Below are 23,778 nucleotides of genomic sequence, written 5' to 3'. Positions count from 1 at the left end.
GTCCTTCGAAATCGCGCAGGTTCACGTCATTGCCGAGCGTGGCGCCGACGATCTTGCCTTGAGCGGTGACGATCACCACCACCTCGGGCTCGGGATTGTTCCAGGTCGATTTGGGATGCAGTCCCGCATCCATGAAGGCTCCGACGGCCGAGAGAGTCGGGGCCTTGGTGAAGACCTCCGCATCGGGGCCGATGCCGACTTCGAGATACTGGCTCCACGCTCCCTGAGCGACGAGAACCTCCTTCAGGGCCATGGCCTCCTGAGATCCTGGTTTGAGCCGGCTCAGATCGTCGCCCACAAGCCGCAGAACCTCGGCCCGGATGGCCGCGGCGGCACTGGCATCGCCCCGCGCCCGCTCCTCGATCACACGCTCCAGCATGGAGACGGCAAAGGTGACGCCGGCCGCCTTGATGACCTGAAGGTCGATGGGGGCGAGAAGCCAGGGCTTCGATGAATCGCGGCTGTCCGGCGCGGTATTGCCTGCAACCTCCTCAAGAGATCCGACTCGCTCGCCCTGTGCTGCCCTCACAAGACGCGCGGGATCGTCCATGGCGGCAAGGGCGCTCATCGTGGAACAGGCCGAGGAAATATCGAAGAGACCATCCTCCCTGATGGCGACCACGGAAGGCCCGATGCCAGGGCGCCAGACGCGTCCGACAAGGGTCCCTCGGCACCCATCGACGGGAAGAAGATCAGCAGCGGATATTGTAAGAAATGGCATTCTCGGAGAACCTTGTGAAAAGAGAGGTGAATGTATCTGCGAGCATGATATGTTTCAAAATGGAGAGAATTGTCGACCAGAGCAGGCTTGCCTGTCTTCAACCATTCACCGCAGCGGCCTGCCCGAATAGGCAGCTTCCAAGATGGCCAAGTAATCGCCGACGCTCGCGGGGCGTGGATTGGTCGCCGAGGAATGATCCTTCATCGCGCTCTCCGCGATCTCCGCAAGGCTCTCGTGCGGCACACCCATCTCGACCAGCGTGGAAGGCATCCTGAGGCGCTTGTTCAAGTTGCGGATGTAGTCGGCCAGATCAGCGTCGGCGTCCAAGCCGAGTCTCTGACGAAGGGTTGCATATTTTGCCCCGGAATGGTCCTCGTTGAATTCGAGCACATAAGGGAGCAGCACTGCATTCAGAGTGCCGTGGTGCAGCGACACCTGCTTCAGTCCTCCGAGGGGGTGCGACAGCGCATGGACGGCCCCCAAGCCCTTCTGAAAGGTCAGGCCGCCTTCCAGCGCCGCCATCATCATCTCGTAGCGCGCTTCGCGGTTTGAGCCCTGTGTCACCGCCTGCTCGATGTTGCTCAGGGCGCGGACCAAGCCATCGAGGGCAATCGCCTCCGCGGGTGGGTTGATCCGGGGGCTCAGGAAAGTCTCGATGCAATGCGTAATGGCGTCCATTCCCGTTGCGGCTGTCAGGCCAGGCGGGAGGCCCAGCGTGAGTTCGGGATCGCAGACCGCCCGCTTCGGGATCAGGTGCGGCGAGATGAACCCGAGTTTTCGGCCATCCTCCAAACTTATCAGAGCTGCCCGGCCGACCTCGCTGCCAGTGCCGGCCGTGGTTGGAACTGCAATCAGCGGGGCAACCGCCGAAGTGATCTTCGGAACACCGCCCAGGATCGCAGCGTATTGCTCCAGTGGCCCACCATGCGTCGACAAAAGAGCGACGCCCTTCGCCAGATCAATCGGCGAGCCCCCTCCGATGGCAATCAGCCCGTCGCAGCCCTCCGACCGGTAGAGGTCCAACGCCGCAAGTACCGCGCGCTCCGTCGGGTTCGTGGGCGTTTCGGTAAAGACCGGCACGTCCTGTCCCCCGGGCAGGACGGCTTTGAGACGATCGACCAGCCCAGCGCCCTCAATGCCTTTATCGGCGATGATCAGAGGCGCCTTGATGCCTAACTCTGCAACATCATCAGCGAGGCCTTGCGAGGCTCCAAACTCGAACCGGATTGTCGTCAGATACGTGATCAAAGACATTTGTTTCCTCTATGCGCCTTTCCGTTTTCAGCACCGGGTGACACGCTCGACCGTTCGGAACCGCCCGGTGAGATCCGTTTGCTCGGCTTGCGAGGTCCCCGAGCAATGGTCGGGAGAACTTCGCCAATCCTGGCCTGGCCTAAATCCAGCCGCCATCGACCACGAAAGTTTGATTGGTACACATCCGGCTGTCGTCAGCCGCGAGCCAGAGCGCCATGCGGGCAACGTCATCTGGATATACTTTCGACTTCAGGCATTGATTCTGCTCGATTTCCTTTTCGGACTCGGGAGTGACCCAAAGGTCCAGCTGTCTCTGGGTCATGATCCACCCAGGAATGATGCAGTTGACGCGAATGTCATGGGGCCCGAGATCTCGAGCCAGGCCTCTTGTCAGCCCCTCAATTCCGGCCTTCGCGGTCACATAGACCGGCATGCCTCCCATGGCGACATGCCAGCTGAGGGATCCAAAGTTGATGATCACACCCTTCTTCTTGCGGATCATGCCGGGAATGACCGCCTGCGCAGCGAAGAACAGATGACGCAGGTTCACGGCGATCCGATCGTCCCAGTACTCGACTGTTACGTCCTCAATCCGATGCCGCTCGTCATGGGCTGCATTGTTGAGGAGGACATCCACATCCCCGACGGCAGCCGCAAACTGGCTGATGCATTCCTTGACGGCCGCAATATCGCGCAGATCCGCTTCGAAGAACATCGGTTTGGTGTATCCAGCCTCGGCGATCCTCGCGGCCAGTTCTTCCGAAGCGGAGCGGTTGATATCGATAAAGCCGACCTTCGCTCCCTGGGCGCAGAACTGCTCCACATGCGATGCCCCGATGCCCGATCCTCCACCGGTAATCAGGACGACCTTGTCACGTAAGCTGGGATAAATTGTGAATTGAGACATTGCTACCCTCGTCTGTATGTCTTCCGTCACGTTATGGCCCAGTGATCCGGGAGCCGCACTCGAGAATGATGCCCCTCGCCCGCTTCGCACCAGCGATCACCAGCGCTGATGCACATGCGGACGGATCAGCCGGTCGTAGATGACCTTGGCGGCCTCCATCTGGTCGACGCTCAGTGCAGGCAGTTCGGCCGCCTGGGCATTCGAAACCGCCTGCTCCGGGTTTCGAGCCCCCGGAATGACCACCGATACCGCCTCGTTCATCAGGATCCACCGCAGCGCAAACTGCGCCATCGGCACATCTCCGACCACGGCTCTCATCTCCTCAACGGCCTGCAGGCCAACCTTGAACGGCACGCCCGAGAACGTCTCGCCCACATCGAAGGCCTCTCCGTGGCGGTTGAAGACGCGGTGGTCGTCCGGGGCAAACTGGCTGTCGACCCGCAGCTTGCCGGTGAGCAGGCCGCTAGCCAGCGGCACCCGGGCAATCACCGCAACCTGGCGCTCCCGGGCCAGGCGGAAGAACAGCTCGGCCGGACGCTGGCGGAAAAGGTTGTAGATGATCTGCACGCTGGCGATTGGATACTCCAGTGCCTTGATCGCCTCCTCGACCTTTTCGACGCTCACGCCATAGTGCTTGAGCTTGCCAGCCTCGACCATCCGGTGAAGCGCCTCGAACACCTCCGGCCGATAATAGACCTCCGTCGGCGGGCAGTGCAGTTGCACCAGATCGAGCGTCTCGGTCTGCAGCCGCTCCAGCGAGCCTTCGACGGAGCGCATGAGCGCCTCGGCCGTATAGGCCTCCGCCACATGCGGGTTGAGCTGACGCCCGGCCTTCGTGGCGACGATCACGTCACCCTGCCCCCGCTCCTTCAGCACGCGGGCGATCAGCCGTTCGGAGCGGCCGCTTCCGTAGACATCAGCGGTATCGAGGAAACTGACGCCGGCATCGAGGGCCGCATGGAGGGTGGCTTCGGCATCTTGTTCTGAGACGTTGCCCCAGCTGCCGCCGATGGCCCAGGCCCCGAACCCGATCTCTCTGACCTTCCAGCCGGGTCTACCAAAAGGACGCTTGTTCATTGTGAGGTTCCCCCGTTCCAATGCACACGCCGCAACAGACGCTCCATCTTAACGACCTGACCTCAGACGTCATTGCGGCATCTAAAACGTCTTCGCCCCGTTGACCGGCAGCATGAAGGCGTAAAGCGACGTGGTCGCGCAGATGTAGAGGCGGTTGCGCTTCACTCCACCGAAGACGACGTTCGCCACTGCTTCCGGCACCAGGATCTTGCCGATGAGCGTACCGTCGCTCTCGTAGCAATGGACGCCATCACCTGCGCTGGTCCAAATCCGACCTGCTTCGTCGAGCCTGAACCCGTCGAAGAGCCCGCTGGTGCAGGTGGCGAAGACATCGCCGCCTTTCAACGTTCCGTTCTCGTCCACATCGAACACGCGAATGTGGCGCGGACCGTCGGCAACGTGCGTTGCGCCCGTATCAGCGACGTAGAGGCGCTTCTCATCCGGAGAGAAGGAAAGGCCGTTCGGGCGGACGAAATCATCCGCCACAATGCGGATAGTGCCGCTCTGCGGATCGATGCGATAGACATGGAAGGCGCCGATCTCGCTGTCTGCTTTGTGACCCTCGTAATCGGAGTCAATGCCGTAGGCCGGATCCGTGAACCAGATCGAGCCGTCGGATTTCACCACGACGTCGTTGGGGCTGTTGAAGCGCTTCCTGTCATAATGGCTCGCGATGACCGTGATCGAACCGTCATGCTCCGTGCGCGTCACGCGCCGGTTGCCGTGCTCGCAGGTGACGAGGCGGCCTTGCCGGTCTACCGTGTTGCCATTGGAATAACCGGATGGAGTTCGAAACACGCTGACCGTGTTCGATGTCTCGTCGTAGCGCATCATGCGGTCGTTCGGCACATCGCTCCAGACGATATAGCGGCCAGCCGGGAAATAGGCGGGGCCTTCCGCCCAGCGGCAACCCTCGTAGAGCTTCTCAAGCCGAGCGGTCGGATTCACGAGCCGTTGAAAACGCTCGTCCAGCGTAACAGCCACATCGCTGATCATCGTAGTCCCCCGATTGCGAACGACTTCACGACATATCTTTGCAGACGGGACAGGCATCCGATCGAGATCCGCCCTTCCCGGCGTGAAAGACCAGCGGTGCTCATGTGTGGGCAAATCCATTCTGGGCGTTGCGCCATGCGATGTATTCCTCTTGCACCTCTTCTGTCAGCGGATAGTACTTCCGCAAGTCGCCACCCTGAGACAGGCGATAGCGGGCGAATTCCTCCCATTCGGCATGCTCGCTTGCCACCTCGATGAGCTTCGGCGCAAGCGCGACAGGGACGACCACGACGCCGTCGTCATCAGCGACGACAATGTCTCCTGGCATGACCAGAACGTTGCCGCAGGCGATCGGAACATTGACCGCGAATGGGATCAGGTTCGTTTGGGCATGATAGTTCGGCGTCACGCCTCTCACCCAGATTCCGAGATCCAATTCCTTGGCCTTGGCAGAGTCCCGGATGCAGCCATCGACCACCACGCCGGCCCCGCCTCTGCCGGCGAAGAACGTCAGCATCATCTCCCCGAAGATGCCGCTCGCCATATCCCCGCGCGCGTCGACGATCACCATGTCACCCGCCTGGGCTGGGTAGAGCACGTGCCTGTGCAGCTGCAGTTCGGGATTTTCGTATTCGTTGGTCCCGTAGAGGTCCTCGCGCTTGGGCATGCATTGCAAGGTCAGCGCAGGGCCGGCAACGGACTTCCCTTGCTTGAGCGGCAGCGGACCACGGATCTGGGGGTCGCGAATGCCCATCAGGCTGAGCTCGCTGCTCGCAGTGGCTGTTCCGATTTTCGCCAACGCGTCCGAAAGCTCCCGCGGAGGCCGTACAATATCTTTGATCTGAGGGATGGGTTGCACTCTGAACTCCTCACGAATGGATTTGATTGACGATGAGTTGACGGCCGGTCATGCCGTCATGACGCCAGCCTGTTCGCAGAAGGCTCGATCCGCTGGCCGCTCTGGCTGTCGAAGACATGGATGCGTTCGAGATCGGGCGCGATGGAAACGCGATCCCCCGGCGACAGCGTAATGCGGTCGCGGAACAACGCCATGATATTCTGTCCGGCGAGGCGCAGTGTCACATGAGTTTCCGCGCCTGTTGGCTCAACGGTCGCCACCTGGGCCGGCAAACCTTGCGGGTCGAGAACCACATGCTCCGGCCTGATGCCGACGGTGACGTCCCTGCCCTCAACGTCATGGCCTGTAAATGGTAAGGAGATGGCAGCCTCGTTTCCAATTCGGAACTTGCCGCCTCTGACCGTGCCTATGAGCACGTTCATAGCCGGCGAGCCGATGAACCCGGCGACGAACAGATTCGCCGGCCGGTCGTAAAGCTCCAGCGGGGTCCCGATCTGCTCCACCACCCCGTCATGCAGGACCACGATCTTGTCCGCCATGGTCATGGCCTCGATCTGATCGTGCGTGACATAAACGGTGGTCGTCCCAAGTCTCTGATGGTTGTGCTTGATCTCCGAGCGCATCTGCACGCGCAGCTTGGCATCAAGGTTCGAGAGAGGTTCGTCGAACAGGAAGACCTTGGGATTGCGCACCATCGCACGGCCCATCGCCACGCGCTGCCGCTGGCCGCCCGACAGTTGCCGCGGATAGCGGTCAAGGTAGTTCTCGAGGGCCAGCATGCGAGCCGCCTGCAGAACCTGCGTACGGACCTCCTCCTTCGGTCGTCTGGCGAGCTTCAGCGAGAAGCCCATATTCTCTTCCACCGTCATGTGAGGATAGAGCGCATAGCTCTGGAAGACCATCGCGATGTCGCGCTCCTTCGGCGGCAGCGCATTGATGACGCGGCCGTCGATGGCGATCTCGCCCGAGGATATATTCTCAAGGCCGGCGATCATGCGCAGAAGCGTCGACTTTCCGCAACCGGACGGGCCGACGAGGACGACGAACTCACCGTTCCTGATGTCAACCGAGACGCCGTGCAGCACCGGCACTGCACCATAGGTCTTGCGCACGTTGTTGATGGACACCGTACCCATGATGTCTCCTCCCAGCCCGGCTCGAATCTAATCGTCCCACCGTGGCGACTTCGCCGGATTGATCCGCCGCTCGCCACGGTTGAGAGCACGGATTTGCCCCATCTCGTGGTCGGAGAGGCGCACATCGACGGATCGCATGTTCTCACGCAGGTTGACGGCATTGGACGAGGCCGGAATAACGGCATGGCCTTCTGCGATCAGGAAGGCGAGGGCGATTGCGGCCGGAGTGACCCCATGACGCTTTGCAATAGCCGACAAGACAGGATCGGATCTCACATCCCCTTGTGCGAGAGGCTGGTATGCCGTGAGCGGAAGGCCAATCGAGCGCGCATAATTCGATAGCCGCGACGCCTGCAGATAAGGGTGAATTTCCACCTGATTGGTGACGATTGCCCCTTCCCCGAGAAGCGCCCGTGTCTGCTCCAACAATGCGATCGGGTAGTTCGAGACGCCGATGAAGCGGGTATGACCGAGATCCTGTGCCCGCTTGAGCTCAGTCATGTAGTCTTCGAAGGGCACCGTATTGTTCTGGGATGGCCAGTGGATGAGAAGCAGATCGACATGGTCGAGGCCGAGTGCCTCTAGGCTCTTTTCGACACTTGGCATGAAGCTCGCCTTGTCGAGCTTCGTGTCGGCAACCTTCGTCGTGATGAAGACCTGTTCCCTGGGTAGCCCGGCCCGGCTGAAGGCTTCGCCGACAGGTCCCTCGCTATTGTAGCTCTGGGCCGTATCGATATGCCTATAGCCGATCTCAAAGGCTGCCAGGATGCTTGCCATCCCGGCATCTCCGGTTCTCCCGAACGTCCCGAGACCGATGGCCGGGATGGGGTTTGCAATACTTGTCATGGATTCCTCCTCAGCCTTTGGTAGCGCCGGCGGTCAGACCGCCCACGAACAGGCGCTGCATTGATAGAAACAAAAGCGCGATCGGTAGCGTCATGACCACAGATGCCGCCATGACCGCACCCCAATCCGTGTTGAACTCCGTCGAGAACTCCGCCAGCCCGATCGGCAGCGTCTTGACCGACGAGTCGCTGGCGAAGCACAGCGCGAAGATGAACTCGTTCCAGGTGGTCACGAAGGAGTACACCACCACGGCCACGATCCCGGGCGTCGACAAAGGAAGCGTGATCCGGAACAGCACACCCACGCGGGAGGCGCCATCGATGATCGCCGCCTCGTCGAGCTCGACCGGAATCGCCTTGAAGTAGCTGGTCAGCATCCATACCGAGAGCGGCAGCGTGATGATCATGTAAACCAGGATCAGGCCCCAGTAGGTGTTTACCAGCCCCAGCACACGCAGCGTCACAAACAGCGGTACGATAATGGCCGCGGTGGGCAGCAGCTGACCAACAAGAACGAAGGCCTGGAAGAGCGGCTTGCCCTTGAAGTCGAACCGGGCGAAGCCGTAGGACGCAAACACGGCCAGGCACAGCGCCAGCCCAGTGGATCCGACCGAGATGATCACGCTGTTGAGGAAGTAGCGCGGGATGTTCGATTCAAAGAGAACCTTGTAGTAGTTGTCCCAGGTGGGCGCCGTCGGCCACCAGATCGGGGGAATGGTATAGAGCTCGCGCAGGGTTTTGACAGATGAGACGCTCATCCACCAGAAGGGGAAGAGGCAAATCACGACCAGCACGATGCAGCCAATGGCAATGAAAGGGGCGCCAAGCCCGGTGCGTTCCAGCTTGCCGGCTTTCTTCCTGGATGAGGGAGCAGTTCCTGCTGTAGTGGTCTGTTTGGGGGGCAGCACGTGAGCATTCGTGGTCATCGCGTTTCTCCCGGAGCTGCGGCGAGTGCCTTGATGTAGAAGAACACGATCAGGATCGCGACGGCGAAGAACATCACCGACAAGGCCGCGGCTTGGTTGAACTGCACGTTCTCGAAAGCGATGCGGAAGATCTGGATCGGCGTGATCAGTGTGCTGTTGGCCGGACCGCCGCGAGTGATGGCATAGATGATGGTGATGGAATTGAGCCCCCAGATCACCAGAAGCAGCGTCACGGCAACCAGGACCGGCCGCACCTGCGGCAACATGATGTGGCGCACCTCCTCCCAGAAGTTAGCGCCGTCGACACGCGCAGCCTCATAGAGCTCCTTGGGAATGGACTGGAGGCCGGCCAGCACCATGACGGCAACGAAGGGGAAAAGCTTCCAGACATTGATGGCGATGAGCACGGGCATGACGGTGTCGCGGTTGGTGAGCCAGCCGATGGGTTGCTCGATCAGGCCGGGCGCGGTCATCATGTAGTTGATGATGCCGAACTCAGTGTGGAACATCCACGCAAACGTGGTGGCCGCGACGATGCTGGGGATAACCCAGGGAATGAGGGAGATCGAGCGCACGACGGAGCGGCCGGGAAAGCTCTGATTGAGCAGGATCGCGGTTGCGGTTCCGAGCAGAACCTGGAAGACGATGGAACCGCCGACCCAGTAGAGTGTATTCCAGAAGGCCTGAGGCGTGGTACGGGAGCGGAGAACGGTGGCGAAGTTCTTGACGCCGACGAAATTGGATTGGCTGTCGGTGACGCTGAGCAGGCCCGTGTAGGCAACAGGATACGCGATCAGCATCGCCAGAACCACCAATGCAGGCAAAATGAACCAGTAGCCTGTCGCTTGACGAGACATGAGACCGTCCTCGGATGGCAGAAGGGGGAATCCAGCGGCGTCACGCCGCTGGATCCTGGAGCTCGGGATCGTGAGAATTACTCGTCGAGTAGGGACTGGATATCGTCGGCCGCGTTGTCCATGGCTTCCTGTGGCTCCTCGTTGCCAAGCATGATGCCTTGGATGTTGTTGAAGTAGGCCTGTGTGATCTGGACCCAGTTCTTGTGGCTTGGGGCAGGACGCCCGTAAGGGAGCATTGCCTTGTAGCCTGCCAGGATCGGCTCATCGAAACGAGGCAGTTTCATCGACGAAATGCGGGCCGGGAACGTGTCCGTGAAGTAGCCCTGGTTCTCCGACGTGTTCAGGAACTGGATGAATTTCTTTGCCTCTGTCGGATTCTTCGCGCTCTTCGGGACGATGAAGCTCCAGCCGCCCAGAATGGCGGCTGTATCCTTGCCCTGCGGATGAGGGATTTGCATCACGCCGATATCGATCTTCGGGTTTTCCTTTTTGATCGAAGCAAGGTCGAACTGGCCGGCCTGGTACATCGATACCTTTTCAGCAATGAAGAGACGCCGGTTGGCAATGCCATCATTCTCCAGCGTCGATGTCGGAGAAATCTTTTTCTTGTAAAAGTCCGTATAGAACTTCACCGCTTCCACAGCCTCGGGCTTGTTGACGAGGGCCGTCTTGGCATCCTTCGAGATGATGTCTCCGCCATTCATCCAAATGAAGGGCAGCGACCGGAAGATCGTGTTGCCGACTTCGCCGCCGCCCGTGATCGCAAAGCCGAACCGTCCCTCACGAGTCAGGGCAGTCGCGGCTTTCACGAACTCGTCCCAGGTCTGCGGCGGCTTCTCAGGATCGAGCCCTGCCTCCTTGAAATGACCTTTGTTGTAGATCACCGCGAGCGTTTCGATGCGGTACGGGACCGCCCAGAGCGTTCCATTCCAGGTCACATAGTCAAGGGCAGCGGGAACATAATCACTTCGGTCCTGCAGCGTGTCGTCGAGCGGGATGACGAGGTTGTTTTGGGTATAACCGTTCACCCACCCGTGCTGCACCTCGATGATATCAGGAGCAGCACCTGATTGCAGCGTTGTCAGGACGCGCTGCGGCAAGCCATCGGAAGTCGTCACCTCGATCTTGATCTTGGTGTCCGGGTTTGCCTTCATGAATTTGTCGGCCAGGTCACGGGCTCGTGCTTCGCCCCAATTAGGGGTCCACCACACCACGTCGCCGGCAAGGCAGCTGCCGGCTGAGAGCGTCAGCAGGGAAGCTGCCAGAAACACAACGGAACGTTTTGATCTCTTCATTCTCACTCCTCCCTTAAGGAACCAACCTTGCATCATTATGCGGATGCGGTGATGAACTGGATGCCCAGCTGATTGGCTCATCTAGTAGTTCATATTTGAACAAGGCCAATTCAATTTATCCAAAGTTATGGGCCAAGTGTGGTAAATGTCAACCAATTATCTTGAGTTGCTTAACCGCTAGGGCGTCTGAGACTGCGATTACTGCCGATCACCGCAATCTTGGCGTTTCCGGCCTTACCCCTATGAGTATTTCCGGCCTTCAGCGCGCCCGTCATCGAACGTATCGACGATCTGTCCTTTACACAGCGTCAGCGTGCACCCTAGTGTGGTAGTCGCTTCCCTGCTTACGCTGAGAGAGTCATAGAGCTGAACGGGATCATGCCGGGCATGGAACACGGCCAGATCCGCCTCCCCTCCAAGCTTGATCCTGCCAAGGTCCGGTCGCCCAAGAATGTCGGCCGGGGAGCATGTCGTCAGCTTGATCACTTGCTCCAGGGACAGGCCGAGCGACATGAATTTGGCCATGAAGTGCGGAAGGTCTTTGACGACGCCGTTGATATTGTGCGCGTGAATATCCGTGCTGATCGCGTCGGGAAGCAGGCCCTGTTCGATGGCGGCCCTTGCAACCTCGAATGAGAAGCTCGCTCCGCCGTGACCCACATCCATCTTGACGCCACGGGCGATTGCCTCGCGCACCGACGGCCGCAGGCGCATGCGCTCGTCGAGGACGCATCCACCGACCGACGGATTGTAGATATGGGTCAGAATATCGCCTTCCTTGAGATAAGGAAGAACTTCATCAATCGTCGGCGGAGCGGTTCCGATATGGACCATCAGCGGCACTTCGAAGATGTCCGCCGCCTCCCGCGCGAGCGGCAGCACGACAGGGCCATTTGCGCCACAGGCATTGTTGCTGGCTCGTAATTTGACGCCTGCGATGACGGATCCGAATTCCGCCTTGACGCGCCGCAGCTCGCGAAGGTCGGCGAGCCGCCAGTCGAACAGCTCGCCGACGTCGATGCTCAAATTGCCGGCCTGGGTGAGACCGATATAGGACAGGTTGATGAAGGGAATGATCCGCAGCCGGCTCGGCTTGATCACATGATGGAAGAACCCCTCGAAAGTTGCCGCCCCACTCGATCCACAATCGACCCATGTTGTCACGCTGCTGCGGGGGCCAACCTTATCGGCATTCACGCCGAGCAACGTGCCGCCCCAATAGGCATGGGTGTGCAGATCCACCAGGCCCGGTACGACAAGAGTGCCCGTCGCATCAATGACGCGATGCCCGTTTGCATTGAGACGAGGGGCTAGCCCCGTGATCCTGCCGTCGGAGATCTCTACATCCACGATTTCATCGCGTCCGGAAGAAGGATTGAGAAGGCGTCCGTTCCTGATCAGCAACCTTTCACTCATCGCGATCCTCGGAAAGCTCTCGTCTCAACCAACGCCAAGGCTGTTTGACCTCTACTCTCAGAATGTCTTCGCGCCGGTCGCGATTCCGCGCGTGTTGATGGTTCCATCGAACAGCGGCACGTCATGGTCTTCATATGGGAACCGCGCGCACGCCTCCTCGATCAGCTCGACACCAAGGCCCGGAGCCGTGGGTGCGAGAATGTATCCATCCTCGAACTGCAGGGTCTCACGCACCAGCTCCTTGCGCCACGGGACATCCACCGAGACCGTCTCGAAGACTGAGAAGTTCGGGATGGCGACAGACATGTGGAGCGTCATGGCATTCATCACAGGCCCCACCGGATTATGTGGCGCGACTGGGATCAAGTGACTATGTGCCAGATGAGCGACCCGTTTCGTCTCGCCAAGGCCACCGGCATGGGAGACATCGGGCTGAAGGATGTCGACAGCTTTCTTGTTCAGGGCTTCGATGAAGCGGGAAGGCTCGAACCAACGTTCACCAGCCGCAATCGGAACTGGACTGTTTGCACGGACGTCCGCCAGCGCATCGATGCTTTCAGGTGGTGTCGGCTCCTCGATCCAGGTCAGGTCATAACGCTCGAGAGCCTTGCACATAGCAATAGCCGTGGGAACATTCAGACGCCCATGAACGTCGAGCATCAGGTTGACATCAGGTCCAACAGCGTCACGCACTGCCTCCACGATTTCGATCGTCGTCCGGCGCTGCTGCCGGTCCATTTCCAAGTCGGCAGCCCCGAAGGGATCCCACTTCAGGGCCCGATATCCCATGGCAACGGCATTGCGGGCGTTGGCCGCGTACTGCTCAGGCGTCTCCGAACCGAAGAACCAGTGGTTCGCATAGCATGCCACCCGATCCCGGAACCTGCCTCCAAGAAGCTCGAATACCGGCACACCGAGGGCTTTTCCCTTGATATCCAGAAGAGCCGCCTCAACTGCCCCTAAAGCCGTGCGAAAGACCGCACCTGTGCGCCAGTAGCTGTCACGGTGGAGCTGCTCGATGATGGCATCCACGGCGAACGGATCGCGCCCCATGAGCACGCGCTCCAGCTCCTCCAGAGCGGCAACAACGGTCTTGGTCTTCCACTCTAATGTGGCTTCTCCGATCCCCTCAAGGCCCTCATCGGTATAGAGTTTGACGAACACGAAGTTCGTGCGCGAGACATTTGCGATGAATACCTTCTGTGCGACGATCTTCATTCGATTTCCTCCAGCTTGGTCTTTCGCGCGGCTCTTGAAGCAAGGCAGGCTTCAACGTTTTGCCTTAGGCCGAACGGTCGCCGATCAGTATTTTTGTTCTCTACAACTTACGCATTCACAGCATGGAGCTCTCAGCCCGACAGAAGCCCCACATCATCCGACATCCGATGAGATGCAGGCGACCATCTCGTCGCCTGATCACGCCCAGAGCTCACCCATGGACGATGCGAACCTTGCCCGGCTCAAGCCCGTTTGAGCCGCTCGATGGCAGCCGCCTGCATGCTGTCAGGCGCTATCTGCATGAGCTCGATCCGATGGCCATCGGGATCCTCGATCCAAGCCTGCCAATTGCCGTCCGCCCCCAGCGCCTTGGGACGGATCAACGGAACCCCGCTGGCCTCCAGCTCGCGCAGTGTCTGATCGATATCGGGAACGGACAGGCACATGTGGTTGTAGCCGACAGCTTCCCGTTCGGCCGCTCGTTCTCCCTCCCCTTCGGGAAAGACCTCAAGGAATTGATCGTCCGTGATCCTGAGATAGACGAGCCAGAGCCGCCCATCCCGATCGAGCCGCATCATCTCCGAGAATCCAAGCTTGTTTGTGTAGAAATCGAGGGTACGCGCGGCATCCTTCACGCGGATGGCCACATGAGCAATCGATGAGACCGTCAGCATGGCAGCATCACTCCTGCTAACGCGCCCCATAGGCTGAATACAGAACGACTACCCTGCTCCATCCTCGTCTCCTCCTGCCAGCTGCTGATAGAACTGCTCTATTCATATTTGAACTTTGACAGTTCAAATATCTATGGTACTGGTCGATAAATACTTGTCAATAGTGGTCCGGAAGAACGATGAGCGACACCGCGCAGGACGCAGAAAGCAAACATACGATCCCTGCCATCGATCGCATGATGGAGGTTCTGGAGGCCCTTGAGCACAGCAACAGCACCGGCCTAACGATCCGGGAACTGACCGATCTTCTCAATCTGCCGCGAACTGCCGTTTATCGCATTCTCAACACGCTGCAGCGACACGATATCGTGTATCGAGACAAGGCAGGAGCCTACAGCCTCGGCCGTAGGCTTCTGGCTTTGGCCTCTCACGTCGCATCCCGTGCGAACGACTTTGATATTGCGGCGTTCAGCCAACCTTTCCTGGAGAGGCTCTCGGCCGATCTCGGTGAAGGCGTCAAGCTCAGCATCATCGATGATGAAGGCATCATCGTCGTAGCCGCTGCGCAAGGGCGGCGAGAATATGCCCTGACGGTGAAGCCTGGCCAGCGCATGCCAATCCATGCGAGTGCCGCGAGCAAGCTGCTGCTGTCGTACATGGAGCCGGAGATCTTGAACCAGTGGCTAGTCGAACCTCTCCCTGCTCATACCAGCAAGACGATCACCGATCCTAAGCGCCTGCGCGCTGAGCTCACGCGGATCAGGAGGCTCAGCTGGGCTCAGGACAAGGGTGAGAGTGCCCCCAGCATCTGCGCGTTCGCTGCTCCGGTTTTCTTCAAGGAAGGCAAGCTGGCTGCTGCTGTGAGCGTGCCGTTCTTGGCGGGTGCCGAGCCAAGTCGTATGGAGGAAATCCGCATGGCTACCATCGAGACTGCTCGCGCCATGACGAATGCGATGCCAGCATAGCTGTCAGGGGAAGTGAATGAAAATCGTCGATCTCAAATGCGCCATCATCGGCAAGAGCCCGGTCGTGCGGATCGTCACGGACGAAGGTATCTCGGGCTATGCCCAAGCCGAGACATGGAAACATTACCTGAAGCCGCACATCCTTGCTCTGCGCGAGGCGCTGATCGGCGAGGATCCCACTCTCGTCGAGCGGGTCATGCTCAAGATCAGGCAGCGTGGGGGGTTCAAGCCATGGGGAGCGGCGGTCAGCGCCGTTGAGATGGCTCTGTGGGACTTAGCCGGCAAGGCCGCAGGCCTGCCCGTTCACAAGCTGCTCGGCGGCAAGGTCCGCGACAAGGTGCGTGTTTACAATGGCTCGATCCGCTTCCCTCTCGCGGGCCACAGACCGGAAGATTATGCGGACGACATACGTAAGATGATGGCGCTCGCCGAAGGGTTCACCATCTTCAAGCAGCCCATCGGCTTTCACTCCCCGATGAAGCGGGAGGTGCCGAACTTCTATTATGGCGAACCGAACGCCAGCCCTTTCCATGGCGCTCTCGACCGTGGACCTGTGATGGAGAAGGGGCTCCGCCACCTGGTGGACTGCGTCGCCGCCATGAAGGAGGTAGCGGGAAACAATGTGGGCTTGGCGCTCGATTGCGGCCCTGGCTGGATGCTCGGCGATGCCATTCGACTCGCCAGGATGCTCGAGCCATTTAACCTCCTCTGGATCGAAGACGTGCTGTCGGGTGACTATACGCCCTGGGTCAATGCGGGCGTCTATCGCGAGCTAACCCGCGCCTCCGTCACCCCGATTCACACAGGGGAGCAGATCTATCTGCGGCAGAACTTCAAGGAACTCATCGAAACCCATGCGGTGCATGTGATCGGGCCAGACCCCGCCGATGTTGGGGGCATTGCCGAACTGAAATGGGTTGCCGAATTCGCCGACCTGCATGGCATCACGATCGCCCCTCATGGCACCGCGAACGGCCTTCTCGGTCTCGCGGCCCTGATCCAAGTGAGCGCAACGCTCCCCGGCAACTTCATCGCCTTTGAGTACACAACCGCGGATCCGCCATGGTGGAGCGAAATCGTGGAAGGGCTCCCCAATCCCATCGTCCAGAACGGCATGATCGTGGTTTCTGACCGGCCGGGCATGGGAGTCGAGCTCATCCCTGAGCGGGCAAAGGAATACCTGTCCGAAGATGATCAGGCCTTCTTCTCATGAGCTTCTCATCTGCCATAGTTTTGTCACGGCAATGGAAGCCCAACTGAAATAAGGCTGGAGACTCAATCCTGCTAGGCGTCTGCGTCCGCAATCTGCCATTGGTTCGCCGCCGTGGTCTTGTCCGGGTAGTACAAGACTGAGGAAGCCCCTGCCCCTTCGAAAGGCCCGGTGTTCGTGTCGCAAGCGCGACAACCCACTTACTTTAGCCTCGTGCCAGGAAGTGACATTCCCGAATCATTGGAGGAGAGTAGAAGGTTCAGCAACCTGATCGCCGCCGCGAACGCATTGCGCACGGCGGTATCGCTCTCCCATTTCAAGCAGCCGCGATTACAGGCGCTTGCCGGTCTGCTCGTCGAAGAGATGCACGAGCTTCGGATCCGGCGTGATACGGATCTGCTGGCCCGGCTGGGCATCGACGCGCTCGCGGAACACGCCGACCACATCGGCGCCGCCGAACTTGGCGAAGACCTGCGTCTCCGATCCTGTCGGCTCGACGACTTCGACCTCGGCCGGCAAGCCATTGGCCTCGTCCAGGATGAAATGCTCCGGCCGGATGCCGTAAATGATCGGCTGTCCGTCCGAGGCGGCCGGCGCATGGGCGACCGGCAGGGAGATGCCGCTCTCGGTGACGAAGCGGCCGCCCTGCAGGTGACCTTTGAGGAAGTTCATGGCCGGGGAGCCGATGAAGCCGGCAACGAACAGGTTGGCCGGACTGTCATAGAGCTCGAGCGGTGCGCCGACCTGCTCGACCACGCCATCGTGCATCACCACGATCTTGTCGGCCATGGTCATGGCTTCGATCTGGTCGTGGGTCACGTAGATGGTGGTGGTCTTGAGACGCTGGTGCAGGGCCTTGATCTCGGTGCGCATGGCGACGCGCAGCTTGGCATCGAGGTTGGAGAGCGGTTCGTCGAAGAGGAAGACCTGCGGATCGCGCACAATGGCGCGGCCCATGGCCACGCGCTGGCGCTGGCCGCCGGAGAGCTGGCGCGGATAGCGGTCGAGCAGCTTGCCGAGCCCAAGGATCTCGGCGGCGCGGTCGACCCGGGCCTTGATCTCGGTCTTGGGCGCCCGCTTCAGCTTGAGCGAGAAGGCCATGTTGTCGGCCACCGTCATATGCGGGTAGAGCGCATAATTCTGGAACACCATGGCGATGTCGCGCTCCTTGGGCGGGACGTCGTTGACCACCCGCGGCCCGATCCGCAGCTCGCCGCCGGAGATGTTCTCCAGCCCGGCGATCATGCGCAGGAGGGTGGATTTGCCGCATCCCGACGGCCCGACGAGGATGACGAACTCCCCGTCCTGGATGTCTATCGATACGCCATGGATCACGTGGGCGGCCCCGTAGGCCTTCTTTACATTTCGGATTTCGACAGACGCCATATCAAAGTCTTTCGCTGATTATTTCCGCTGATGTGATCGTCTCCACGTTCGGACATTGGATGCCGCGTTCAACAATGCCGGCGTGCAGAGCCCCCTTGCGGAGACCGCCAACGCTAACCCCGAGGACTATGACCGCGATGGGGATCAACCTGCGCGGCGTCTGGAACTGCATGAAGTATGAACTATCCCAGATGCGTGACCAAGCCGGTGGCGCCACGTGAACTGCTCGTCACTCGGCAGACTTGTCGGTATCGCCGAAAGAGGCATCTATCACGCCTCCAAGCACGGCGTGGTCGGGCTGACCAAGAGCGTCGGTCTCGAATATGCCTCCAGGGGAATCTGGATCAACGCAGTGGCCCCCGGCATCATCGAAACGCCGATGGTCACGGGCATGCTGGAAACCCAACCCGAAGCCATGGCGGCCTTGCTGAAGGAGCCGCCGATCGGGCGCCTCGGTCGTCCCGAAGAGATCGCTGATGTGGTTCTCTGGCTGTGCAGCCCTGCCTCCAGCGTCGTGATTGGCCACGCACTCCCTGTAGATGGCGGTTACACCGTACGCTGAAGGCTTCGGCGGCGAACGCCGCGACGACCGCTTCTGGTACACCTGAGACGCTAGCCCGAGGGCAGCAATCCTCACGTAACCGGATGTTCCGAAGGAGCCAGGAATTCCAGTGCGTGGCTCAATCCGGATGTTAAGCGATGGCTTGTTGGCCCGAATAGGCGGACGAAAGCTAGCGGCCAATGCTGGAGAAGTGGGTTCTTCACGGAGTCGGCCACGTCTGGTCCGGGGAGCGCTGCCGGATCGTACACCGAGCCACGCTAGCCCGATGCCAGTCGCGAGATGATGCGCTTCCGCCAACACCCAACTACAGCCGCGTCTCCCGGCTTAGAGCCTGGCCCAAAAGCCTGGTTGGCAGGGGAGCCCGCCGAGGCAAGCGTCTCATTCGATCAACGTGTCGGATCACGCTAGCACCATGATGGTCATCTTAACTTGCCGAAGTCGAAAGCGGGCGCGCTGGCAAGCTGGTCCTTTGTCAGGTCGGTTGTGAACTTCGCCTCCCTGCCAACCCTGATCTGATTCACCGGCACGGCAACGAGTTTATCGCCAAGACCGAGGAAGCCTCCCACCGAGAGGATCACGGCCGCTACGGTCGCATGGTCAAGGTCAACCAGCACGTCTTCGATCTGGCCAATGGACGTGTCACCCGTGTAGACCGTGCTGCCGATCAGCTTGCTCGCCCTGGCGCTCCGCGCCAATACCGCATTGTCGATGCCTGCTATCGGGGTCGTGGCTTGCGCCTTGGTGGAACTATCGCTCTGCGTCTGCTGAGCATGAACCGTGGTGAGGGCGAGAAACATCGCAAATACCGTGAAGGTCGTGGTTCTCATTTGAGTCCCTCCCATGCGTGGCAAGCGGAGCATCGCACTGAGATCGCGCCCTCGTCCAATTGATTTTGGCTGGCTCACGCAACGGCGAGGATCGGTCGCTCAGGCGCGTCGTCGGCGACCAGGACATGGGCCGATTGAGGAGCATTGTCTCCCGCAGGCGCTCTGGGGGAGGTGCGAGCGGGAGGCGATACCGCTATGTTCCTTCGAGGAAGTGTCCCAGGGACTTCAGCGGGCGCACCCGATCACAAACGATCTTCAGGATCGCCAGCATCGGAACAGCCAAGATCGCGCCCGGCACGCCCCACATCCAGAACCAGAACACCAGCGACAAGATCACCAGCACGGGGTTCAACGTGAAGCGCCGCGCCAGCAGCATGGGTGTCAGAGTTTCGCCCTCGACGAGGTGAATGCCGAGATAGAGGGCCGGCGGCAGCAGAGCCCACCATAAGCTGTCGAAGCTCAGCATTCCGGCGAGAAGAAAGATGCCGATCCCAAACAGCGGCCCCAAAACTGGAACGTAGTTGAGCAGGAAGGCCGTAGCCCCCCACAAGAGAGGATCTCCCAGCCCGCACAGATACATCGCGGCCGCGGTCGCGACCCCCACCGCCGCATTCATGGCCGTGATCGTCACGAGATAGGCGGATATGTCCTCCTCGATCTGCTGGGAGATGTCGACGGCTTGCCGCTTGTCGCTGAACTTCGGCAGGATTTCGACGATGCGTCGAAGGAAGAGATCGCCTGACACCAACAGAAAGTAGAGCACCAGAACGGTCGTAAACAGGCCATCGAGGACGGCCCGCGTTCCCGCGAACAGCGCGCCTGTCAGGCCGAGATCGCGGCGAAGCGCAATAGTGGACCCCTTTGGTCCGGAAGCGTCGGCGGCCTGCTCGGCCTGCTCGATGACCTTTTGCAACGCTTGGATCGGCCCCCTGAGAACCACCAAGTGGGCTTCGAGGCGCGGTATGCCCTGCGGCAACCTTTCCGCCCAAGTCGCGGCGGGAATTGACAAGGCCGCTACAACACCCACAAGCGTTCCAGTCACCAGTAGGATGGCTACGAGCGCTCCGACGGCCCGGGGGAAACGCACACGCTCCAGGAGACGCACAGCGGGTTGCAGAAGCAGCTTCAACACGAAGGCGAGCACGACGGGGAGGATGACCGCGCTCGCCACGTAGAGCGCCGCCAAGGCGGCCAACGCGAAAAGCCCACCGAGAAAGAACGTCTGCGGATTGGATGGCAGCGGCATCTCTGCCTCGTCGGGCGCCTCCGTCGGCCCGGCATTCGGTTCTGGCGGCCGATCATCCTGGACCGGCCCCAACGGGGGGCGCTGCGGTGGCGTTGAGACCGGAACCATGGCCGTTCTCCATCCCGGACGTGAGCATGTCCCTGTGTCCCAGTGGACCATACCCGCTTTCGTCGACCCTCGCGAGCAAAGCCATTCCCAAGGTAGGACCTCAGCGACGTTCGGCGCGCACCCGCCCTCCGAGCAATTCTCCTGCGGCTTGATCGAATATGCCGCAGATCGGCGCAGGATCGAGCCGTGCGTCCGGTCGGCCGCGGGGGACGTGCTGGAGGAGGAAGGCTTCAACTTGATCGAGGCATCGTCAGCCGACTTTGCGGCCGCGGTCCTTCACGCCAGAACCGTCCTTCACGCCAGAACCGACTGTCATCGCCAGTCCGCATTGCTCCGAAATCGATCCCTAGCCCGGGCCGTCCGATCCGGAGCCGCTCTTGGCGGAAGCAGCATTCGCGCTGACACCCTTACTGATGTCGCTAGGGCTTCCTTCGCCCTTCAGCTCACGCTCGGCCTGGTACCAAAATTCCGTCTCGTAGCCTTCCGGGCAACCGCGTTGCTTCCAAAGCTCGAAGGCGCGTTGTCTTACCCGTTCCTCGATATCATTGGTGTTCGGTTCCATTTGCGGTTCCTTCATTCGTTTTCTTCCTAGAAGCATACGAGCCAGGCTGTGCTGCGGGTCCTCAGCCATAGACATTTGCATGAGCTCAGCCACTAACCAGTGGACGTGTTGGTGCTCATGGCCGTCTGTGTGAGAGTTCAATCTACGATGCCGTTCACCGCAAAGGCGGTTGATCCCGCCTCAGGCGGGCGGCTCTTCGTGGGCTGCCGTCAACTCCCGAGGATCGACCCTGACCGCCTGCACCGAGCCGTGGTTCCCCTGATGGAGTGGCAGGTAAATGGTCGTCGCAATTCGCCGGTAGGCGAGGAACGACAGCCCTTCAATCAGTTCCTCATCAATGTCGATCATGTATGTGCCGGCGGGCTGTACGTCATCAACGGCCATCAATGAGAACGGGTGATCGAAGGTAACGGTCTCTCGTGTCGTGCGCATGACCTACTCCTAAGCCGCGATCTTGTCGGCGCAATCTTTAGCAACCTGGCTGTTGCCTTCCGTAGTGCCTGGCATCGTCGCCCACCCGTTCTTCATGACGAGATCGCCCCTGTTCCAGGATGAGGCGGCCTTGATTGCAGCAATGCGCTCGGCAAGCTGTGGGTCACGCTTCGATTGATCAACGCAGATCAGGGATAAAGCCGTGACCACATCCGCTTTCGACTGATCAGCGGCCATCATGCGGCCGGTTCCGCCGGTGACCCAACCGCCCCAGGAGAACCCGATGACGGCAAGCGCGGCAGCGCCGCAGGCGGCGCGTAGAGGCCAGGGTTAAGCAAATCTGGGGCCTGCATGATGTTTTCCTCGGGACGACGAATGCACAAATCTCGAATCCTCAAAGCTCAATATAACATAAACGAGCAGATTATTTGATTTTTATTTCGACTTATGGTTCTTTTTATTGAGATATCGAGCTTCCATATCTTACATATGATCAATGCGCATTTCCGTTTACGGCAGACACTCGCCGCCACACGGGCAGCTCAACTTGGTTCGACCTAGGCCTGAGGTGTCATTGAACGAGCTCTGCATTGAGGAGGCTGCCATGACATTCCTGGTCCAGTTCAAGCGGTTTCGACGCGGTGTTCCCGAGGTCATTGGAACACTGCCTATTGCTGCTGCCGACGGTGCCGCAGCTTTGGCATTCGCCAGGAGCCTTGCCGGGATGAGACGCTGGCCAACTCGAACGGATGCTCTGCGTGTGATGGACGACGGTGGCCGCACGCTGCTCGATTGGACAGTCCCAGCAGCAACCACGCAGCCAGTCACCAACTCACCCACCCCTGTTCCGGCGAAGCCGACTAGCGACAAACCGCTTTCAGCGCCGCCAATTCCGGCAGAGCGGTCAAAAGAGAGTCCATCAACGCCCGCCCTGGGCCGCCACCGTTTTGCTGTGGGACAGGCCGTCTCCTACGCGGAGGACGGTCAGCCCGAGATCTGGAAAGGTGGCTATGAGATCGTCAGGCTCGATGATCCACGTCGTGAGCCGCAATACGCGATCAGAAGCGCAGATCAGTCGTATGACCGGATCGTGCATGAGCACGAACTCCGCGAGGACCTGGGCGCCCGCATCCGTGGCCGTTGAGGCTCCATCTCCGGTTCTCGTCCCGACGGTTTAAGAATCGGTACCAAGCTGCCGCGGGAGCACGGCGAATCCGAGCCATTGGCTACACGAAGGAAAGCGAGCGAGACATGGCCCAGGGCATCCTCGGTTTGGCGAAGTCGATCTTGCGTAAGGTATGGGGTGCGTTGACGCCTGCCCCAGCTCCCGCCGCGCAACCACGACCGCAGCTCAATGGACGGCGAGGTTACGGAGACGATAGCATCAAACCGCTCGACTGAGGTTTGAGAGCACAGCCGCCCGGAGGGAGCGCTTCTCATCAACACGTCTCTTATCACTGGGCGAATGCCCCAAGAGGCGGAACTATCAATGAGAGTTGCTGCCCTGCGCAGCCCCGCGATCCTGTGCTAGGTCGATCTGTCCCGATACAGGCCAACTCTAAGAGGCACGGGCCGTACTACTGCGCTCGGGGCTGCCTCGTTTCGCGACGGATGTTTTCTAGCTCATTGCGGGTATGTTCCATGTCCCGCCGGACTGCGCCGATATCCCGGCGCAAGTCGTCGATCGAGCGCGAAATCTGCTGCGTCAACTCCCGCAAGTCACCGCGGGTAATCGATGCGTCAGTGCTATCCTGCTGAACGCTCGCGCAATCCGGTGTGCCGTCACGGCGGTAGCGCAGGCTCAGGGTACGCCCACCTTGAGATACACACACCGTGTGTCCGGGTCGCGCCACGTCAATGGAGGGGGCTCTTGTGCCGTTGCTGCCGTAGCGAGAGCAAATAGCCCAGCCATGATTGTGATTTTGATCATCAATCCTCCCTCTGAGGATGTGGGGTCATGTGCCGGAAAGTCCATGTTGGTCCAGGAGACACCGTCTCCATGAAAGAGCACGCTCCATGAAAGAGCACGGCGTCCGCTGTGGACATGAGGCTCCCGTTGCCTGAACGGCGGGCCGGACGACCACCTGTCCCTGACCTTGGCTGAGGCTTAAGCACTCCTGGTCTGGAGATGCGGTTTCCGGAACAGGGTGGAACTGGTGGTGTTATACCAAGTCCCCCTGATCAGAACCCGTGTGCCCAATCACGCAAGCCGATGGACATGATGGTCCAAGGCTGGTCGACGAGCTTGGTCCAGGCCGCGCAGCAGTGATCGAGAATATCCGTGTAGGATGTGAAGATC

The 23,778-nt window shown here is 60.1% G+C and carries 22 protein-coding genes and 2 pseudogenes; 4 read left to right on the top strand and 20 right to left on the bottom strand.

Annotation, left to right across the window (positions count from 1 at the left end; genetic code table 11):
• From ACS5Q1_RS35860 to ACS5Q1_RS35795, 14 genes and pseudogenes are all read right to left on the bottom strand, one after another.
• A pseudogene (locus ACS5Q1_RS35860) lies at positions 1-721 on the bottom strand (fumarylacetoacetate hydrolase); the annotation flags it as partial.
• Positions 722-826: 105 nt separating this feature from the next.
• On the bottom strand, positions 827-1,975 hold the full coding sequence (locus tag ACS5Q1_RS35855; RefSeq protein WP_473102708.1) for an iron-containing alcohol dehydrogenase: 1,149 nt from the start codon (positions 1,973-1,975) through the stop codon (positions 827-829).
• A 139-nt stretch (positions 1,976-2,114) separates the two neighbouring features.
• Complete coding sequence (locus ACS5Q1_RS35850; RefSeq protein WP_473102707.1) at positions 2,115-2,882, bottom strand: SDR family NAD(P)-dependent oxidoreductase; 768 nt, start codon at positions 2,880-2,882, stop codon at positions 2,115-2,117.
• A gap of 96 nt (positions 2,883-2,978) precedes the next feature.
• The gene (locus ACS5Q1_RS35845; RefSeq protein ID WP_473102706.1) at positions 2,979-3,959 is read right to left on the bottom strand and encodes an aldo/keto reductase; all 981 of its coding nucleotides are present in this window, start codon (positions 3,957-3,959) and stop codon (positions 2,979-2,981) included.
• 81 nt (positions 3,960-4,040) lie between these two features.
• Complete coding sequence (locus ACS5Q1_RS35840) at positions 4,041-4,955, bottom strand: SMP-30/gluconolactonase/LRE family protein (RefSeq protein WP_473102705.1); 915 nt, start codon at positions 4,953-4,955, stop codon at positions 4,041-4,043.
• A gap of 100 nt (positions 4,956-5,055) precedes the next feature.
• Positions 5,056-5,805, bottom strand: a complete 750-nt coding sequence (locus ACS5Q1_RS35835; RefSeq protein ID WP_047191403.1) for an RraA family protein — start codon at positions 5,803-5,805, stop codon at positions 5,056-5,058.
• Between the two features lie 65 nt (positions 5,806-5,870).
• Positions 5,871-6,950: an ABC transporter ATP-binding protein gene (locus ACS5Q1_RS35830; RefSeq protein WP_473102704.1), complete on the bottom strand. Its 1,080-nt coding sequence runs from the start codon at positions 6,948-6,950 to the stop codon at positions 5,871-5,873.
• 27 nt (positions 6,951-6,977) lie between these two features.
• Entirely contained in the window at positions 6,978-7,796 is an 819-nt protein-coding gene (locus ACS5Q1_RS35825; RefSeq protein WP_473102703.1) for an aldo/keto reductase, read from the bottom strand.
• Between the two features lie 10 nt (positions 7,797-7,806).
• Positions 7,807-8,721, bottom strand: coding sequence for a carbohydrate ABC transporter permease (locus ACS5Q1_RS35820; protein WP_473102702.1), 915 nt, complete (start codon positions 8,719-8,721; stop codon positions 7,807-7,809).
• Positions 8,718-9,578, bottom strand: a complete 861-nt coding sequence (locus ACS5Q1_RS35815) for a carbohydrate ABC transporter permease (protein ID WP_473102701.1) — start codon at positions 9,576-9,578, stop codon at positions 8,718-8,720. The genes ACS5Q1_RS35820 and ACS5Q1_RS35815 overlap by 4 nt, the downstream gene beginning before the upstream one ends.
• A 77-nt stretch (positions 9,579-9,655) precedes the next feature.
• Positions 9,656-10,873, bottom strand: coding sequence for an ABC transporter substrate-binding protein (locus ACS5Q1_RS35810; protein ID WP_473102700.1), 1,218 nt, complete (start codon positions 10,871-10,873; stop codon positions 9,656-9,658).
• Between the two features lie 240 nt (positions 10,874-11,113).
• The gene (locus ACS5Q1_RS35805) at positions 11,114-12,289 is read right to left on the bottom strand and encodes an amidohydrolase/deacetylase family metallohydrolase (protein WP_473102699.1); all 1,176 of its coding nucleotides are present in this window, start codon (positions 12,287-12,289) and stop codon (positions 11,114-11,116) included.
• Positions 12,290-12,346: 57 nt separating this feature from the next.
• Entirely contained in the window at positions 12,347-13,507 is a 1,161-nt protein-coding gene (locus ACS5Q1_RS35800; RefSeq protein WP_473102698.1) for a mandelate racemase/muconate lactonizing enzyme family protein, read from the bottom strand.
• A 242-nt stretch (positions 13,508-13,749) separates the two neighbouring features.
• On the bottom strand, positions 13,750-14,181 hold the full coding sequence (locus tag ACS5Q1_RS35795; protein WP_473102697.1) for a VOC family protein: 432 nt from the start codon (positions 14,179-14,181) through the stop codon (positions 13,750-13,752).
• A gap of 179 nt (positions 14,182-14,360) precedes the next feature.
• On the opposite strand from ACS5Q1_RS35795, the gene ACS5Q1_RS35790 reads away from it, so the two are divergent.
• Entirely contained in the window at positions 14,361-15,146 is a 786-nt protein-coding gene (locus tag ACS5Q1_RS35790; protein ID WP_473102696.1) for an IclR family transcriptional regulator, read from the top strand.
• A gap of 16 nt (positions 15,147-15,162) precedes the next feature.
• The gene (locus tag ACS5Q1_RS35785; RefSeq protein ID WP_473102695.1) at positions 15,163-16,359 is read left to right on the top strand and encodes a mandelate racemase/muconate lactonizing enzyme family protein; all 1,197 of its coding nucleotides are present in this window, start codon (positions 15,163-15,165) and stop codon (positions 16,357-16,359) included.
• Between the two features lie 327 nt (positions 16,360-16,686).
• Here ACS5Q1_RS35785 and ACS5Q1_RS35780 read toward each other — a convergent pair whose 3' ends face one another.
• Complete coding sequence (locus tag ACS5Q1_RS35780; protein ID WP_473102694.1) at positions 16,687-17,742, bottom strand: ABC transporter ATP-binding protein; 1,056 nt, start codon at positions 17,740-17,742, stop codon at positions 16,687-16,689.
• 55 nt (positions 17,743-17,797) lie between these two features.
• On the opposite strand from ACS5Q1_RS35780, the pseudogene ACS5Q1_RS35775 reads away from it, so the two are divergent.
• Positions 17,798-18,304 (top strand): annotated as a pseudogene (locus tag ACS5Q1_RS35775) (SDR family oxidoreductase); the annotation flags it as partial.
• 419 nt (positions 18,305-18,723) lie between these two features.
• Here the strand turns inward: ACS5Q1_RS35775 and ACS5Q1_RS35770 are convergent.
• The 5 genes from ACS5Q1_RS35770 to ACS5Q1_RS35750 form a co-directional block, all read right to left on the bottom strand.
• Complete coding sequence (locus ACS5Q1_RS35770; protein WP_473102693.1) at positions 18,724-19,131, bottom strand: PRC-barrel domain-containing protein; 408 nt, start codon at positions 19,129-19,131, stop codon at positions 18,724-18,726.
• 193 nt (positions 19,132-19,324) lie between these two features.
• On the bottom strand, positions 19,325-20,485 hold the full coding sequence (locus tag ACS5Q1_RS35765; protein ID WP_473102692.1) for an AI-2E family transporter: 1,161 nt from the start codon (positions 20,483-20,485) through the stop codon (positions 19,325-19,327).
• Positions 20,486-20,831: 346 nt separating this feature from the next.
• Positions 20,832-21,062: a DUF2934 domain-containing protein gene (locus ACS5Q1_RS35760; RefSeq protein WP_473102691.1), complete on the bottom strand. Its 231-nt coding sequence runs from the start codon at positions 21,060-21,062 to the stop codon at positions 20,832-20,834.
• 165 nt (positions 21,063-21,227) lie between these two features.
• Positions 21,228-21,479, bottom strand: coding sequence for a hypothetical protein (locus tag ACS5Q1_RS35755; RefSeq protein ID WP_473102690.1), 252 nt, complete (start codon positions 21,477-21,479; stop codon positions 21,228-21,230).
• 9 nt (positions 21,480-21,488) lie between these two features.
• Positions 21,489-21,719 carry a hypothetical protein gene (locus ACS5Q1_RS35750; RefSeq protein WP_473102689.1) on the bottom strand — a complete coding sequence of 77 codons (231 nt, stop codon included), beginning with the start codon at positions 21,717-21,719 and terminating at the stop codon, positions 21,489-21,491.
• Positions 21,720-22,083: 364 nt separating this feature from the next.
• On the opposite strand from ACS5Q1_RS35750, the gene ACS5Q1_RS35745 reads away from it, so the two are divergent.
• Positions 22,084-22,623 carry a hypothetical protein gene (locus tag ACS5Q1_RS35745; protein WP_473102688.1) on the top strand — a complete coding sequence of 180 codons (540 nt, stop codon included), beginning with the start codon at positions 22,084-22,086 and terminating at the stop codon, positions 22,621-22,623.
• Positions 22,624-23,778 lie beyond the last annotated feature (1,155 nt).

The sequence above is a fragment of the Microvirga sp. GN3 genome (assembly GCF_055792825.1).
Note: the sequence above shows the minus strand (reverse complement) of the source record. Positions and strands in the feature narration are given on the sequence as shown.